13 protein-coding genes and 1 pseudogene are annotated in these 15,472 nt (G+C 72.1%); 6 read left to right on the plus strand and 8 right to left on the minus strand.

Going from position 1 to position 15,472, the window contains the following annotated elements:
• Window positions 1-111 precede the first annotated feature (111 nt).
• Complete coding sequence (locus tag KKR01S_RS03190; RefSeq protein ID WP_165590096.1) at window positions 112-1,089, plus strand: glycosyltransferase family 4 protein; 978 nt, start codon at window positions 112-114, stop codon at window positions 1,087-1,089.
• 16 nt (window positions 1,090-1,105) lie between these two features.
• Here the strand turns inward: KKR01S_RS03190 and KKR01S_RS03195 are convergent, their stop codons facing one another.
• The 3 genes from KKR01S_RS03195 to KKR01S_RS03205 are packed head-to-tail and all read right to left on the minus strand — an operon-like array spanning window position 1,106 to window position 4,189.
• Complete coding sequence (locus KKR01S_RS03195) at window positions 1,106-2,110, minus strand: TatD family hydrolase (RefSeq protein WP_055684435.1); 1,005 nt, start codon at window positions 2,108-2,110, stop codon at window positions 1,106-1,108.
• Between the two features lie 30 nt (window positions 2,111-2,140).
• Window positions 2,141-3,058, minus strand: a complete 918-nt coding sequence (gene rsmI, locus KKR01S_RS03200; protein WP_404817470.1) for a 16S rRNA (cytidine(1402)-2'-O)-methyltransferase — start codon at window positions 3,056-3,058, stop codon at window positions 2,141-2,143.
• Window positions 3,059-3,067: 9 nt separating this feature from the next.
• The gene (locus KKR01S_RS03205) at window positions 3,068-4,189 is read right to left on the minus strand and encodes a DUF368 domain-containing protein (protein ID WP_224799928.1); all 1,122 of its coding nucleotides are present in this window, start codon (window positions 4,187-4,189) and stop codon (window positions 3,068-3,070) included.
• Between the two features lie 248 nt (window positions 4,190-4,437).
• On the opposite strand from KKR01S_RS03205, the gene KKR01S_RS03210 reads away from it, so the two are divergent.
• The 4 genes from KKR01S_RS03210 to KKR01S_RS03225 are packed head-to-tail and all read left to right on the plus strand — an operon-like array spanning window position 4,438 to window position 10,480.
• The gene (locus KKR01S_RS03210; RefSeq protein WP_061225280.1) at window positions 4,438-6,195 is read left to right on the plus strand and encodes an ABC transporter ATP-binding protein; all 1,758 of its coding nucleotides are present in this window, start codon (window positions 4,438-4,440) and stop codon (window positions 6,193-6,195) included.
• Window positions 6,192-8,111: an ABC transporter ATP-binding protein gene (locus KKR01S_RS03215; RefSeq protein ID WP_055684326.1), complete on the plus strand. Its 1,920-nt coding sequence runs from the start codon at window positions 6,192-6,194 to the stop codon at window positions 8,109-8,111. The genes KKR01S_RS03210 and KKR01S_RS03215 overlap by 4 nt, the downstream gene beginning before the upstream one ends.
• 6 nt (window positions 8,112-8,117) lie before the next feature.
• Window positions 8,118-9,749: a dolichyl-phosphate-mannose--protein mannosyltransferase gene (locus KKR01S_RS03220; RefSeq protein WP_061225281.1), complete on the plus strand. Its 1,632-nt coding sequence runs from the start codon at window positions 8,118-8,120 to the stop codon at window positions 9,747-9,749.
• Window positions 9,749-10,480: an arsenate reductase/protein-tyrosine-phosphatase family protein gene (locus KKR01S_RS03225; protein ID WP_131800575.1), complete on the plus strand. Its 732-nt coding sequence runs from the start codon at window positions 9,749-9,751 to the stop codon at window positions 10,478-10,480. Before KKR01S_RS03220 ends, KKR01S_RS03225 begins: the two co-directional genes overlap by 1 nt.
• Here KKR01S_RS03225 and KKR01S_RS03230 read toward each other — a convergent pair.
• From KKR01S_RS03230 to KKR01S_RS11040, 4 genes and pseudogenes are all read right to left on the minus strand, one after another.
• On the minus strand, window positions 10,420-11,505 hold the full coding sequence (locus KKR01S_RS03230; RefSeq protein ID WP_244884088.1) for a DUF1461 domain-containing protein: 1,086 nt from the start codon (window positions 11,503-11,505) through the stop codon (window positions 10,420-10,422). The genes KKR01S_RS03225 and KKR01S_RS03230 overlap by 61 nt on opposite strands.
• Window positions 11,506-11,598: 93 nt before the next feature.
• On the minus strand, window positions 11,599-12,864 hold the full coding sequence (locus tag KKR01S_RS03235) for a L,D-transpeptidase (protein ID WP_058731416.1): 1,266 nt from the start codon (window positions 12,862-12,864) through the stop codon (window positions 11,599-11,601).
• Window positions 12,865-12,951: 87 nt separating this feature from the next.
• Window positions 12,952-13,281 (minus strand): DUF3499 family protein, encoded by a 330-nt coding sequence (locus tag KKR01S_RS03240; RefSeq protein WP_055684323.1) that lies wholly within the window; start codon window positions 13,279-13,281, stop codon window positions 12,952-12,954.
• Window positions 13,282-13,336: 55 nt separating this feature from the next.
• A pseudogene (locus tag KKR01S_RS11040) lies at window positions 13,337-13,603 on the minus strand (WhiB family transcriptional regulator); the annotation flags it as partial.
• A 282-nt stretch (window positions 13,604-13,885) separates the two neighbouring features.
• Here KKR01S_RS11040 and KKR01S_RS03250 point away from each other — a divergent pair.
• Entirely contained in the window at window positions 13,886-14,632 is a 747-nt protein-coding gene (locus KKR01S_RS03250) for a TIGR03089 family protein (RefSeq protein ID WP_055684322.1), read from the plus strand.
• On the opposite strand, the gene KKR01S_RS03255 is transcribed toward KKR01S_RS03250, so the two are convergent.
• Window positions 14,617-15,222, minus strand: coding sequence for a GtrA family protein (locus KKR01S_RS03255; RefSeq protein ID WP_224799927.1), 606 nt, complete (start codon window positions 15,220-15,222; stop codon window positions 14,617-14,619). The two genes, KKR01S_RS03250 and KKR01S_RS03255, sit on opposite strands and share 16 nt — an antisense overlap.
• Between the last annotated feature and the right edge of the window lie 250 nt (window positions 15,223-15,472).

Genomic DNA, 15,472 nt, shown 5'->3' on the forward strand with positions numbered 1-15,472 from the left:
CCGGCGTGAGAGACTGACCCCATGAAGATCGTAGGACTATTCGATCATGGAGGCGTCCGACGCCGGCAGAATCGTGTAGCTGCAGACCGACGGATCGCAGGTCCATACCGCGTGGACCTGCTGATGGAGCACGGAATCGATCTGATACCGGTGCCTCCGGCCAAACACCCGTGGCATTGCAAAGCGCGTGATGTGATCGAGCATCGGACGGGCACACGCGTGGACCTCGCGGTGCGCTCCGCACCGAGGATTCTGGGAGCCGAAGGGGTGTTGGCGCTCTTGGAGGACAAAGCCGTCCTCCCAGGGAAACTGAGACGACTCGGGATTCCTCCCTATCACCGCGTGCCTCTGACAACCGTGAGTTGCTGGTGGGCGGAGGAGCTTCGCCACGGCTCCCCCGAGCGGGTCCGCGCGATCCGCACCGCCCTGCGTGGAATCGATGACGCGATCTGCTTCAGCCGCAACCAGCGCTCGATCTTCGCGGCCGCGGGGATGCCCGAGGACCGAATCCATCCCGTCCGCTTCGGCGTCGACCCGGACTACTACTGCCCTGGAGAAGGGACCAGAGACTTCGACGTCGTCGCCATGGGCATCGACCGCGGCAGAGACTACGAGACGCTGCTGGACGCCGCTCGGCGACTTCCGGATACCCGTTTCGACATCTTCACCCAACCCGGCCGTGTGTTGGACCCGCCGCCGAATGTGATGATTCATGGGCCGGTCTCCATGGAGCAGCATCGAGACAATCTGCGGTCTGCCCGATTGGTCGTGGTTCCCACCCATGCTCTGGCATATCCGACGGGTCAGAGCGTGCTCTTGGAGGCCATGGCCTGCGGAGCGTCGGTAGCGGCCACCGCCACCGCTGCTATGGAGGAGTATCTCCAGGATGGACACAGCAACCTGGCCCTGCCCGCGGGTGACCCCGTCGGCGTCGCCAAGGTCATCGAACGTGCTCTAGGGGACGAGGCTCAACGCAGGCGCATCGGCCGAGCTGCACGCCATCGGGTTCTGGATTCCTTCACCTTCCAACAGCTGTGGGCCGCCGTCGCGGACATCCTCCGGGAGGCTGCTGTCCGGCCTCGTTTCTGATGTGGGCCCGAAGCTCTCACTCCCAAGAGCCGTACACGGCCTGGGCGTTGTCCCGGATCCGGGTGCACAGCTCCGCCAGGTGCATCCCCAGCCGTTCGGCCATCCACCGCACCGTGTACACGGTCATGTAGGAGGCGTTGGGCCGCCCCCGGAACGGGTGCGGAGTGAGGAAGGGCGCATCGGTCTCGGCGAGGATCAGGTCCGGGCGGGCCATGTCCAGGGAGGCCTGCACCGCATGGGAGTTCTTGAAGGTCACGGTCCCGGCGAAGGACATGTACCAGCCGCGCTCATTGCAGATCGCCGCCAGCTCCGGACCGCCGGAGTAGCAGTGGAACACGGTCCGCTCCGGAGCCCCCTCCTCCTCGAGGATGCGCACCACGTCCTCGTGGGCGTCCCGGTCGTGGATCTGCAGGGCTAAGCCGTGCTCCTCGGCCAGGCGGATGTGCCGGCGGAAGCTCTCCTGCTGCGCGTCCCGCCCGGACTCGTCCGTGCGGAAGTAGTCCAGCCCCGTCTCCCCGATCGCGCGCACGCGGGGGCGCTGCGCCATCTCGTCCAGCGCCGCCATCGCCGCCTCGAAGGTCCCCTCCGCGATCAGCCCCGGGGCCTCATTCGGGTGGATCGCGACCGCGGCCAGCACTCTCGGATCGGCCTCGGCGGCGGCGACGGCGTAAGCGGAGGAGGGCAGGTCGCAGCCGACCTGCACGATCCCCCCGATGCCCACGGCCTCCCCCGTGTCCAGCGCGTCCTTCGCGGTGACGGCGGTGTCCCCGTCCAGCAGATCCATGTGGGTGTGGTCATCCACGATGGGGACGGGCAGCGGCTCGGGGGCCGGCGGGAACTCCAGGTTGCGCCTGCGCCCGCCGTCTCCCTCGGTGCCGCGGCGGCGGGTGCCCTCTCCCGAGGGCTCCCCGGCGACGTCGTAGTTCTCCGCTCGGTAGGCCGGGGGCACCTCCCCGGGAAGCACCTCCGGGGCGGCATCTCCGGCCCACAGGCTGCCACTGAGCCGCTCGGCCTCCGGCATGAGCGTCGTCCAGTCCGTCATCACGGCTCCTCAGTCCTCCCGTCGCCGCGCCAGCACGGCCTCGTACAGCTCCCTCTTGCCCACCCGGTGCGCCTCGGCCACCTGGGCGGCAGCCTGCTTGAGCCGCAGGCCCTCGGCCACCAGGGCCTCCACCTCCCCGGTGAGGTCCGCGGCCTCCTCCGGCTCCGGTTCCGGGGCCCCGGCCACCACGACGGCGATCTCCCCGCGCACCTGGCCCTCCTGGGCCCAGGCCAGCAGCTCGCCCAGCGTCGCCCGCCGGACCTCCTCGTGGACCTTGGTCAGCTCCCGGGCCACCACGGCCCGGCGCTCGGGGCCGAAGGCTCCCGCCAGCGCCTCCAGCATCGCGGCCAGCCGGTGCGGCGCCTCATAGAAGACGAGGGTGCGCCGCTCCCCGGCCAGCTCGGCCAACCGGGTGCGCCGCTCGGAGGCCTTCCGCGGGATGAACCCCTCGAAGGCGAAGCGGTCGGTGGGCAGGCCGGAGACCGCGAGCGCGGCCAGCACCGCGGAGGGTCCGGGCAGGCAGGTCACCGGCAGGTCCTCCGCCGCGGCGCGCTCCACCACCCGGAAGCCGGGGTCGGAGACGGTGGGCATCCCGGCATCGGAGATCAACAGCACGGTGGATCCGCGGCGCACGGCCTCGAGGAGTTCCTCGGCGCGCTGGCCCTCGTTGTGGTCGTGGTTGGTCACGATGCGCCCGCGGGTGCTCACCCCGAGCCCCGCGGTGAGGGTGCGCAGGCGCCGGGTGTCCTCCACCGCGATCACGTCTGCGCTCTCCAGGTGCGCCCGCAGGCGCGGGGAGGCGTCCTCCAGGTTGCCGATGGGCGTGGCGGCCAGGATGAGCAGGCCCTCGGAGTGCGGGGAGCTCACCGGTTCCGTGGGATCCGGGGTCTCCGGGGACTGGGCGGGGGTGCTGGGCGGACGGGTCACCGTCCCAGCCTAGCCATCCGCGGCGGCCCCGCGCGTCGCGGCGTCGTCGTCGCGGGCCGCGCGGGTGGCGGCCAGGCGCCGTTCCAGGACGACGGCGGCGGCGACCACGAGGAACCCGAGCACGCCCACCAGCAGAGCGGCTCCGGCGGCCTCCCCGACCGGCTGCAGCGCCCCGGTCTCGGACTGCCAGGGCCACAGCCCGCGCAGCCCGCCGATCATGACCCCGGTCAGCACGGCCAGCGTGACCCGATGCCGGTGGGCCAGCAGCCACTCCAGACCCTTGACCACGGTGGCCAGCCCCAGCAGGGCCCCGAGGGCGAACAGCGTCAGATACCCCAGGTCCCGCTGGTTCACCGCAGCCAGGGTCGGCTGGTACATCCCGAAGGTCAGCAGCAGGAAGGACCCGGACAGGCCGGGCAGCACGAGGGCGCAGATCGCCACGGCCGCGGCCAGCACGATCACCCAGGGGGCGGGATCGGCCTCGCCCTGGCGCGGCAGGGACACCACGGCCCAGGTGGCCACGGCCCCGGCCGCCGCGGCCAGGACGTCTCGGGCCCGCCAGCGGCCCACCCGGGCGGCGGGCACCGCGGTGCAGGCCAGGACCATGCCGAAGAACGCCGCGGAGGTCAGCACCGGGTGGTCCTCCACCAGCCGGCCCATGACCCCGGCCATCACGACGACGGCCAGCGCCATCCCCAGGCCCACGGCCAGCAGCATCGGCCAGGCCACCTGACGCAGGTGAACGCGCGCCTGTCGGCGGTGCTCGACGGCGCCGGCCCCGCGGGACAGCAGACCGAGCAGCGCGCAGCGGGCGGCGGAGACGAGGTGCCCGAGGGAGCCGATGAGGCTCTCGTAGAGTCCGACGACCAGCGCCACGGTTCCCCCGGAGACGCCGGGGACGGTCTCCACGGCGCCGATCAGCCCGCCGCGCACCACATCCAGCAGCAGCCGAGCCGGCGTCGGGCGACCCGCGGACCGGGGAGACCGCCGTTCGGGGTCCTCGGGCCCGGTGGGCTGGAGGGTCTGTGCCTGGGTCGCCGGGGCTCCGACCGTCGGCGTCTGGGGGCGGGTCTGCGGGGAGTCGGCGGGGCGGGGGGTCTGGGAGCGATGAGTCATGGCGGGGTGCGTCATGGCCTTCTGTGCGGGCGCCGTCCGGCACCCCGGGGCCATGCGGCGCGCGGATACGGGAAGCGGACGGTGCGGGCGGGGCGGCGGCACCGGCTAGAGTGGATGGACCGCCGCGGGGTCGTCCCCGCATTCTTCCAGGTTTCGGGCTCCCGGGGTACGTGACGGTCTTCTCCTCTGGCATCGCGCCGGCCTCCGCCCCCACCTCGGGCCGGATACCCGCGTCCCGTCTTCCGCTTCCCGTGAGGATCTCCGTGCTCTTCCGCCTCCTGAGGACCCACGCCGCCCCGCACTGGCGGGTCATCCTGGCCGTGCTCGTGCTGCAGCTGGTGGCGGTGCTGGCCACCCTGTACCTGCCCAGCCTCAACGCCCAGATCATCGACCGCGGCGTCGCCACCGGGGACACCGCCTACATCTGGCGCACCGGCGGGTGGATGCTGCTGGTGGCCTTCGCGCAGATCATCGCCGCGATCACCGCCGTCTACTTCGCCGCGCGCACCGCGATGGGCCTGGGCCGGGACCTGCGCGCCGCGGTCTACGAGGCCGTGGACGGCTTCGGAGCTGAGGAGGTCTCCTCCTTCGGCGCCCCCACCCTGATCACCCGCGGCACCAACGACGTCCAGCAGATCCAGATGCTGTTCCTGCTGATGCTCAGCTTCATGGTCAATCTCCCGCTGATGGTGGTGGGCGGCATCATCATGGCGGTGCGCGAGGATGCGGGCCTGTCCTGGCTGGTGTGGGCCTCCGCCCCGGTGGTGGTCATCATCATGGCCCTGCTGATCCGGCAGCTGATCCCGCTGTTCACCGTCATGCAGGAGCGCACCGACGACGTCAACGCGGTGCTGCGCGAGCAGATCATGGGCCTGCGGGTCATCCGCGCCTTCGTGCGGGAGGAGCACGAGACTCGCCGGTTCGCCGCGGCCAACGACGCCCTGACCGACGTCGCGGTGCGCATCGGGCGGATCTTCGTGCTCATGGGGCCGATCCTGATCGTGCTGATGCACGCCGCGGAGGCCGCGGTGCTGTGGTTCGGCGGACATCGGGCCGAGGCCGGGCAGGTGGAGGTCGGTTCGCTGACCGCGTTCCTGCAGTACCTGATGCAGATCCTCATGGCCGTGATGATGGCCTCCTTCATGGCGATGATGTTCCCGCGGGCCATCATCTGCGCCCGGCGCATCGGGCAGGTGCTGGACACCGTGCCGCGGGTGCGCGACGCCGAGACCACCCGCGTGCCGGAGCAGCGCCGCGGCGTCGTGGAGTTCCGGGACGTCTCCTTCGCCTACCCCGGGGCCGAGGCCCCCGTGCTGGAGGGGATCAGCTTCCGCGCTCAGCCGGGCACGACGACGGCGATCATCGGCGCCACCGGGGCCGGCAAGACCACCCTGCTGCACCTGATCCCGCGGCTGCACGACGCGACCGAGGGCCAGGTGCTGCTGGACGGGGTGGACGTGCGCGAGCTGCCGGCGCAGCAGATCACCTCCCGGGTGGGCCTGGTCCCGCAGAAGCCGTACCTGTTCTCCGGGACGGTGGCCTCGACCCTGCGCTTCGGGGACCCCCAGGCCTCCGAGCAGCGGCTGTGGGAGGCCCTGGAGACCGCGCAGGCCGCGGATTTCGTGCGGGAGCGCTCCACCGGCTCAGGCGCGGAGGCGGCCACCGGGCTGGATTCGGCGATCGCGCAGGGCGGCACGGACGTCTCCGGCGGGCAGCGCCAGCGGCTGAGCATCGCCCGGGCCCTGGTCGCGGACCCCGCGGTGTACCTGTTCGACGACTCCTTCTCCGCCCTGGATGTGGCCACGGACCGGCGCCTGCGCGCGGCCCTGGCCCCGCGCACCCGGGACGCCAGCGTGATCGTGGTGGCCCAGCGCGTCTCTACCATCACCGAGGCGGACCAGATCCTGGTGCTGGAGGCCGGACGCATCGTGGCCCGCGGCACCCACACCGAGCTGCTTGAGACCTCCCCCACCTACCGGGAGATCGTGCAGTCCCAGCTCTCCGCCGAGGAAGCCGTATGAGCGAGATGCCCCCCGCCCCGCGCACCGCCCGCGCCTTCTGGCCCACCGCGGGCCGGCTTCTGCGCGAGCTGACCCGCTGGCCCGGACGCCTGAGCCTGATGACGGCCCTGCTGGTGTCCTCGGTGCTGCTGACCGTGTTCGCCCCGCGGGTGCTGGGACATGCCACGGACCTGATCTACGCCGGCGTCGTCGGCCTGCAGTCCCCGGCAGGGGCCGACGCCGAGCAGGTGATCGCCGGGCTGCGGGAGCAGGGCCGGGACCAGATGGCGGACATGCTCACCGCGGTGGACTTCACCCCCGGGCAGGGCATCGACTTCCCGGCCCTGGGCGCGACCCTGCTGCTGGTGCTGGGGATGTACGTGCTGGCCGGGGTGTTCCTGTGGCTGGAGGGGCGGATCCTCAACGACCTGGTGATGCGCGTGGTGCGGGACGTGCGCCGCCGGGTGGAGGCCAAGCTGCACGCCCTGCCGCTGAGCTACGCGGACACCCACCAGCGCGGAGACCTGCTCTCCCGCACCACCAACGACCTGGACAACATCCAGCAGGCCCTGCAGCAGGCGCTGGCGGAGCTGGTGCAGGCGATCCTCACGGTGCTGGGCGTGGCCGTGATGATGTTCGTGCTGTCCTGGCAGCTGGCCCTGGTGGCGCTGATCGCGGTGCCGATCTCCGGGGTGGTGGTGGCCTTCGTCGGGCGCCGCTCCCAGAAGCTGTTCGCCGCGCAGTGGAAGGCCACCGGGGAGCTGAACGGGCACATCGAGGAGGCCTTCACCGGCCACGAGCTGATCCGCGTCTACGGCCGCGGGCAGGACATGGGCCGAGCCTTCCGGGAGCGCAACGACGCCGTGTTCCAGGCCAGCTTCCGCGCCCAGTTCCTCTCCGGGACGATGATGCCGATCATGCAGTTCGTCTCCTACCTGGGCTACGTGGGCATCGCGGTCCTGGGCGGGCTGAAGGTGGCCAGCGGCCAGCTGTCCCTGGGCGGGGCGACGGCGTTCATCCAGTACTCTCGCGAGTTCACCCAGCCGCTGGGCCAGATCGCCGGCATGGCGAACATGCTGCAGTCCGGGGTGGCCAGCGCGGAGCGGGTCTACGACCTGCTGGACGAGCCGGAGCAGTCCCCGGACTCCCCCGCCGCGGTGGCCGCCGACGCCGCCCGGGAAGGGCAGCGAGCCCGCGGGCGCATCGAGTTCTCCCACGTGGACTTCTCCTACACCGCCCAGCGCCCGCTGATCCGGGATCTGTCCCTGGTGGCCGAACCGGGTCAGACGGTCGCGATCGTGGGGCCGACCGGGGCGGGCAAGACCACCCTGGTCAACCTGATCCTGCGCTTCTACGAGATCGACGCCGGGGAGATCACCCTGGACGGGCAGGACATCCGGGAGATGACCCGGGACCGGCTGCGCCGAGCCACCGGCATGGTGCTGCAGGACGCGGTGCTGTTCCGCGGCACCATCCGGGAGAACATCCGCTACGGCCGACTGGAGGCCACGGATGAGGAGGTGCTGGCCGCGGCCCGGGCCACCTACGTCGACCGCTTCGTGCGCTCCCTGCCGGAGGGCTACGACACAGTGGTGGATCAGGACGGCGGCTCGGTCTCGGCCGGGGAGCGGCAGCTGATCACGATCGCCCGGGCTTTCCTGGCGGACCCGGCGGTGCTGATCCTGGACGAGGCCACCTCCTCCGTGGACACCCGCACGGAGGTGCTGGTCCAGCAGGCGATGGCCGCGCTGCGGGCATCCCGCACGTCCTTCGTCATCGCCCACCGGCTGTCCACGATCCGCGATGCGGACACGATCCTGGTCATGGAGCACGGCAGCATCGTGGAGCAGGGCAGCCACGACGAGCTGATCCACCGGGACGGGGCCTACCGGGCGCTGTACCGGGCGCAGTTCGCAGGCGACGGCGGGCAGGGCTGAACTAGCATGGGGCGGGTGAGCAGCCACTCCCCCCGCCCCGTGCCCTCCGCGGCCTCAGGCCCGCGCTTCCCCACCGGGGCCTTCACCCGCGACGCCCTGCTGGATCGCCTGCGGGCCCTGCCCGTGCCGCTGCCCCGCTGGGGCTGGGTCTTCCCCGCCCTCGTGCTGGTCCTGGCGGCCGCGCTGCGCTTCGTGGGGCTCACCCACCCCAACGCCGTCGTGTTCGACGAGACCTACTACGCCAAGGACGCCTGGTCCCTGTGGCACTACGGCTACGAGCGGTCCTGGCCGGACGGGGCGGATGCGAGCTTCGTCGCCGGGCATCCCGTGAGCCCGGAGGATCAGGGCTCCTACGTGGTGCACCCGCCGCTGGGCAAGTGGATGATCGCCCTGGGCTACGTGCTGTTCGGGGACTCCTCGCCCCTGGGCTGGCGCTTCTCCGCGGCGCTGTTCGGCACCCTGTCCGTGGCGGTGCTGATGTGGGTGGCGTGGATGATGTTCCGTTCCTTGACGCTGACCGGCATCGCCGGGCTGCTGATCGGCATCGACGGGCTGCACCTGGTGGAGTCCCGCCTGGCCCTGCTGGACATCTTCCTCATGTTCTGGCTGCTGCTGGCCTTCGCCTGCCTCGTCGCGGACCGCTTCTCCGCTCGGCACCGCCTGGCCGTCCTGCTGGCCGCGCAGGCCGGGCCCGGGGGCGCCCCGCCCTCGGCCGCAGCGTTGCGCTACGGACCCTGGCTGGGGATCCGGTGGTGGCGGATCGCGGCCGGGGTGTGCTGCGGCGCGGCCCTCGGGGTCAAGTGGAACGCCCTGTTCTTCATCGCGATCTTCGGGATCCTCACGGTCCTGTGGGACATCGGCGCCCGCCGGGCCGCCGGGATCCGCGGCTGGTTCACCGGCGCCCTGCTCAAGGACGCCGGTCCGGCCTTCGTCTCGATCGTCGGGATCGGCCTGGTGACGTATCTGGCCACCTGGATCGGCTGGTTCCGCTCCGACGGCGCGTACGACCGGCACTGGGCCGAGCAGCACCCCGGCGAGGGCATCGGGTGGCTGCCCGCGAGCCTGCGCAGCCTCTGGGAGTACCACCGCTCCGCCTACGCCTTCCACACCGGCCTGGATTCCCCGCACACCTACGCCTCCCCCGCCTGGCAGTGGCTGATCCTGGGGCGGCCCACCTCCTACTACTACGAGGCCGAGCACGCCGCGGCCTGCGGGGCGCAGAAGTGCTCCGAGGCGATCCTCAACGTCGGCAACCCGCTGATCTGGTGGACGGGCGCGGCCGCCCTGGTGCTGTTGATCCTGTGGTGGATCCTGCGACGAGACTGGCGTGTCGGGGCCATCCTGCTGGTGGTGGCCGTCGGCTGGCTGCCGTGGTTCGCCTACCCCCACCGCACGATGTTCTACTTCTACGCCCTGTCCTTCCTGCCGTGGCTGATCCTCGGACTCACCGCGGTGCTGGGCCTGGCCCTGGGCCGTCCCGGGGACTCGGTGCGCCGACGCCGGTACGGCCTGGGGGTGGTCGGGCTGTTCGTGGTCGCGGCCCTGCTGATCAGCGCCCACTTCTGGCCCATCTGGACCGGCCAGTCCATCCCCTACGAGGACTGGTACGCGCACATGTGGTTCACGGGCTGGATCTGATGCGCACCCCGTCGAGCACCCCCGGTCCCGCCCCCGCCCCGGGCCAGGACGCCGCCGGATCGCGGCGGAGCGGGCGCGCCGCGCACGCTCGCAGCGCGCCCTTCGCGTTGCTGTTCGTCTGCCAGGGCAACGTCGCCCGCTCCCCCGCCGCCCAGCTGCTGGCGGCCCGCCGCCTCGCCGCGGCGTCGGCCGCGGGGGCCGGGATCGAGACGGCCTCGGCCGGAACCGGCGCCCTCGTGGGTGCGGGCATCGCCCCGGAGATCGGGACCGAGCTGGCCGAGCACGGGGTGGACGCCTCCGGGCACCGCGCCCAGCAGCTGGGGGCCGGGCTGCTGCGTGCGGCGGATCTGGTGCTGGTCATGGAGGCCGAGCACCGACGCTGGATCCTGGAGGAATGGCCGGGGGCGGTGCGCTCCGTCTTCCTGCTGGGCACCGCCGCCCGCGTGCTGGGAGCGCAGCGCTCGTCACCGGCGACGCTGGTCGACGCCGGAACGCTGCCGCCGCACGGGGCCGGGGACCCGACGACCGGTCTGCCCGGGGAGCCTGCGAGCCCCGCGGATCCGCTGGCGCTGCTGCGCGCCCCCGGGGTGCGCGTGCTGCCCGAGGACGGCATCGCGGACCCTTACCGCCGGGGCCGGGAGACCGCCCGCCGGGCGGTGGCGCGGATCGATCAGTGCCTGGAGCTGGTGCTTCCCGCGCTGGTGTCGCGGCCGCGATCCGAGCGGGGCTGAGCGCCCGCCGCGTCGTCCCGGGTGGTCCCGTCCGAGCCGTCGCGGACGGCCTGCCGGCGGGTGCCTGCCTGGCGGTTCGCCTCCTGGCGGGCGTGGGCCCGGGCCAGGTCCCGCTGCCGACGGTGGGCCAGGGGCCAGGTGGCCACCAGCAGCACGGAGACGGCCAGCACGGTGATCAGCGCGATGAGCACGGCCGAGTCCACCCAGAACTGATCCGGGTACAGCCGGATCAGGGTGTCCGAGGGGTAGAAGGCCCAGTTCCCCTCGGGGAAGAAGATCTCGTGGAAGCCGGTGAAGAACCGCTCCCACCCCAGCAGGGACAGCCCCAGCAGCCCCAGGATCAGCAGGATCGTCAGCCAGGCCCCGGCGAACAGGGCGCGGCGCAGGGCCCCCGGGGCGCCGTCGCCCAGGCGTCGGGCGCACAGCACGGCCAGCACCAGCCAGCAGCCCACCAGCAGCAGGGACCACAGCATCACGTGCTTCACGTCCGTCATGTGCCCCACCTCCGGGGCGGTGAAGGCGTGCCGGCCATCCGGCAGCATCACGTCCCCCAGGAAGCGAGCGGGGGCGAAGTTGAGGATGTAGTCCAGGCCGTGGGAGCCGTAGACCATGCGGTCCTCGGTGGAGAAGCCGTAGGCATCCGCCGGGAAGCCGGGGCGGTGGTACTCGAACCACAGGAACGCCGGGGTGGCCACGGCCCGGATCGCGGCCATGAGGATCACCAGCGGCACGGCCACCGCGATCACGGCCTGACGCAGGCGCAGGGCCCGGGGGCGGGTGCGGACCGGCCGAGCCGCAGGCTCCTGCCGGGCGGCGGGCTCCCGTTGGGTGGTGGACTCCCGTCCGCCCGCAGATTCCCGCCGAGGCCCGGGTTCCTGCCGAGGTCCGGGCTCCTGCCGGGGCGCGGACGCGGCGGTGGAGCCGCCGCGGGTCCCGGCGTCGACGGCCGGGGCCAGGGCGTCCCACTCCTGGGTTGCGGAGGACCAGGGAGCTCCCTGTTCCTCGGGATTGCTGCGCGGGCTCACTCGGCGGCCTCCTCGGGTGCGACGGAAGCGTTCCTGTTCGGGGCCCGCCCTCCCCGCCGTCACACCGGAGACGGGCGGGCCCTGGCGGGTCTCCTACCAGTTCCCCTTCCAGGAGGCGTCCTGGTAGTGCTCGAAGGGGATGTTCCAGTCCCCGTAGCCGTTGTCCGGGTCGGCCTCACCGTAGCCGGTGTTCACGGTCTCCACCACATCGCCCACGCGGAAGGTGTTGAAGAAGTACTCGGCGCCGTCGGGCAGCAGGCCGATGCAGCCGTGGGAGATGTTGGTGTTGCCCACGTAGGGGTACCCGGAGGGCTCCGCCTGGTGCACGAAGGCCCCGGAGGAGGTCAGCCGGCAGGCGTTGCTCGCGTAGAACGGCTCGTACCAGTGGGAGTCCCCCGGCTTCAGGCCCAGGGTGCGGGAGTCGAAGAAGTAGCTCTTGGCCTTCTCCATGACCACCAGCTGCCCGGTGACCGAGGGCCACTGCGGATCCCCCAGAGTCACGGGGAACTCCTTGGTGAGCTTGTCCGACTCGTAGATCTTGATGGTCTTGGTGTTGTTGTCCACGTAGGCGTAATTCTTCGGCCCGGTCTTGAAGCTGCGCTCGTAGTTCTGGTTCATGATCATGCCGTTGCCGATGTCCGTGCCGAGCAGCTTGATGCTGACGTTCACCTGGGAGTTCGGCGCCCACTTGTCCTTGGGGCGGTAGCGGACCATCTGGTCGCTGTACCAGCGGAACTTCCCCTCCTGGTCCCCAGCCCCGGTCACGGTCACGGCCTTCTCCACCGCGGCCTTGTCGGTCACCGGCTCGGAGAAGTTCAGCTGGATGACCTGCCCGGTGCCGTAGGTGCCGCCGTCCTCGAAGTCGAAGCTCAGATCCGCCTCGTTGGCCGCGGAGGTCGTGGCGAAGCCGGTGGAGCCGCGGTGCTCGACGTCGTCATCGTTGACGATCGTGTACTGCACCCGGTAGTCCTTGGCGAACTCCAGAGGACCCTTGGCGGTCCAGGTCCGGCCATCCTCGGAGATCGTGCCCTCCACCGCCTTGCCGCCGGTGACCTCGACCGCCTTGACCCGCCCGGCATCGGTGACCACGGTGACCGGGGCGGTCGGGTTGTACTCGCTGGCCCCATCCTGCGGGGTCACGGTGACCTTCGGGGTGAAGGTGGGGGTGGGGGTCGCCGAGGCGGAGGCGGCGCCGGAAGCCGAGTCCTCGCCTCCGTCCTGCCCGCAGGCGGTCAGTACGACGGCGCCGAACAGCCCCAAGGCGCCGGCGCCCACCAGCCGACGGCGGGTCAGGGGGCCCACCGGGTCCCCGGCGGAGGCGTCATCACGGGAGGCGCGGAAGGGGAAGCGGGGAGTCAAGACCAGGGGTCTCCTTTCGGGACGGAAGGGGGAGGTGTCGAAGCGTCGAGGAGAGATGAGGAGAGGACCGGCCCGTCCGCGGCCCGGTCAGCGGCGCGTGGGCAGCCCGCGCAGGCGCGTGCGCGCGTCACCGGCTTCGGGAGACTGCGCTTCCGAGGACGGCTGTGACGGCTCGGAGGCGGTGTCCGCCTCCGGGTCACCGGGCGCGGCGGCGTCCTGGCCGACCCGCACGACCTCCCAGCCGCGCGGGGCCGTGAGCCGATCCGCGTGGAAGGCGCACAGATCGTAGGCGTGCGGCTCGACCCGCGGCGCCAGCGGACCGATGACGGCCGTGGAGTCCGCGTACGCGTAGGTCAGGGTCCAGTCGGCCTCGCGCCGGCACATGGTGCGCGAGCACAATCTCTTGTTCTCTGCCATTCTCCACAGGCTACTCCACCGGACCGCGAGCTCCCCGTGCCGGGGGACAGGGGGCTCAGCGGGACTGGCGGCGCAGCCGGCGCCGCTCCCGCTCGGACATCCCGCCCCAGATGCCGAAGCGCTCGTCCTTGGCCAGCGCGTAGTCCAGGCAGGCGGTGCTCACGGGGCATTCGGAGCACACGCGCTTGGCGTCCCGGGTGGAGCCGCCCTTCTCCGGGAAGAACGCCTCCGGATCCGTCTGGGCGCACAGGGCCTCGGCCTGCCAGGCCAGCTCCCCCTCATCCTCGTCGGTGCCGTAGGCTCCGGCGGCGGCCTGCCACAGCCGCAGCACCTCGGGGTCCGAGGAGAACAGGTCCACCCCCTCCTCAGAGACGGAGCGGGGCAGGGTCGGGGTGGTCTCGTGAGAGGGCTGAGCAGGGCCCATGCTGGTCCTTTCCTGCACCGATCACGGCCGCCGCCGCGTCCCGGGAAGACCGGGCGGGGTGGTCGCGGACGGAAGGTGCCGGCCGGTGCCGAATTCGGCGTGATTCACGATAATTACAGCCGTGTCATCCGGTGCCCGTCAAACCGATGACGCGCGGTCCGGCCCGCTACCATGGCGAGCATGTCCCACCGCACCTTCGCCGACGTCGAAGCCCTGTTCACCACCCTGGGCGCCTCCCCCACCCCGGCCGTCGTCTGGTACGGCCCCGGCGGCGAGCGCACCGAGCTGTCCGGACGGGTCCTGGAGAACTGGGTGGCCAAGACCGCCAACCTGCTCGTCGAGGAGCTCGACGCCGCCCCGGGCTCGACCATCGCCCTGCGCGCCCCCGCGCACTGGCGCAGCCTCGCGATGGGACTGGCGGCCGTGCGCACCGGGCTGGTCCAGCTGCCCCGCACGGATGGCGCACGGGAAGCCGAGGCCGTTCCGGCGCAGGTGTGGGTGGGCTTCGAGGCCGAGGGGGCCCAGGCACGGACCGCCCAGACCCGGCTGCTGCTGGCGCGCGGCGCCCTGGCCGCCTCCTACGACGGGGCGAGCCCGCTGGATGCCGATGCCGTGGACTATGCCGCGGCGGTGCGCTCCTTCGCGGACTCCTATGACCCCTTCGATCCGCTGGACCCGGAGCTTCCCCTGGAACCGGGCGAGGCCGGGCTGAGCCTGGGGGCGTGGCTGGACCGGGCTCAGGAGGCCGGCCAAGGCGGCGTCGTCCTGGGGGCCGTGGCGGACCGGGAGGCCGATCCCGGGCTGCTGGCCGACTGGGCCGGGCTGCTGGCCGACGGCGGGACGCTGGTCCTGCTGGACCCGCGGCTGGGGCAGCAGCAGCGCGAGCGCGCCCTGGCCCAGGAGGGCGCGGATCACTCCGGGCGCTGAGCCGGGTCCTCCCCGCCCAGGGCTCGGCGGTCCCGGGTCCCGCGGCGCACCGCGTCCACATCCAGGCGCCCGGTGACGATGTCGGTGGCCTCGGTGACGAACCGGGCGACCTTCTCCTCGCGCGTGTACTCCTGCTCGTCCGCGCGCTGGGTGACCCCGCCGTAGACCCAGAAGCGGTAGGCGAAGTAGCGCACGATCGTGCCCAGCACCGTGCCGATGATCGTGCCGCCGATGAACGAGGCCGTCTTGGAGGTCAGCCCCAGTCCGTAGTTGGTGACGAACACGCAGGCGGTCTCCACCCCGATCCCGATCAGGTTGACCAGCGCGAACTGCCAGGCCTCCCGCCAGGTGTTCTCCTGGCGCTTGTCCCGGAACGTCCACAGGCGGTTGAGGATCCAGGAGAAGATCGTAGCGACGACGCCGGCGACGAATTTGGCCTTGGAGTGCCCGTCCGCCAGCCACGTGCTCATCAGGAACCAGGTGACGGAGGCGTTGACGATGAAGGCCAGTCCGCCGACGATCCCGAACTTCAGGACCTCTTTGAGGAACAGCTCCCACAGGCCGTGGATTTTCTCGGAGAAGGTTGACACGCGGGGCTCCACAGGGTCGGGGTCGGCGGGGCGGGTCCGCGGCGGACGCGGGCGGGAGGACCGCCTCGTCCCCCGCGCCCTCGCGCCCGACCCGGTGCGCACGGCGGCCGGGCGGGTACCGCGTCGCGGGTGCGGACTGCGCTGAAAGTCTACAAGCAGGCCCCGGGGCCTCCGGGCCGCGACGCCGCCCCGCCCCCGTGAGATCGGTCAACCCCGCACACCACTCGGGAGGTTCGCGCGCGGCAGGCCA

This window comes from Rothia kristinae NBRC 15354 (assembly GCF_001570865.1).
GTDB lineage: Bacteria > Actinomycetota > Actinomycetes > Actinomycetales > Micrococcaceae > Rothia > Rothia kristinae.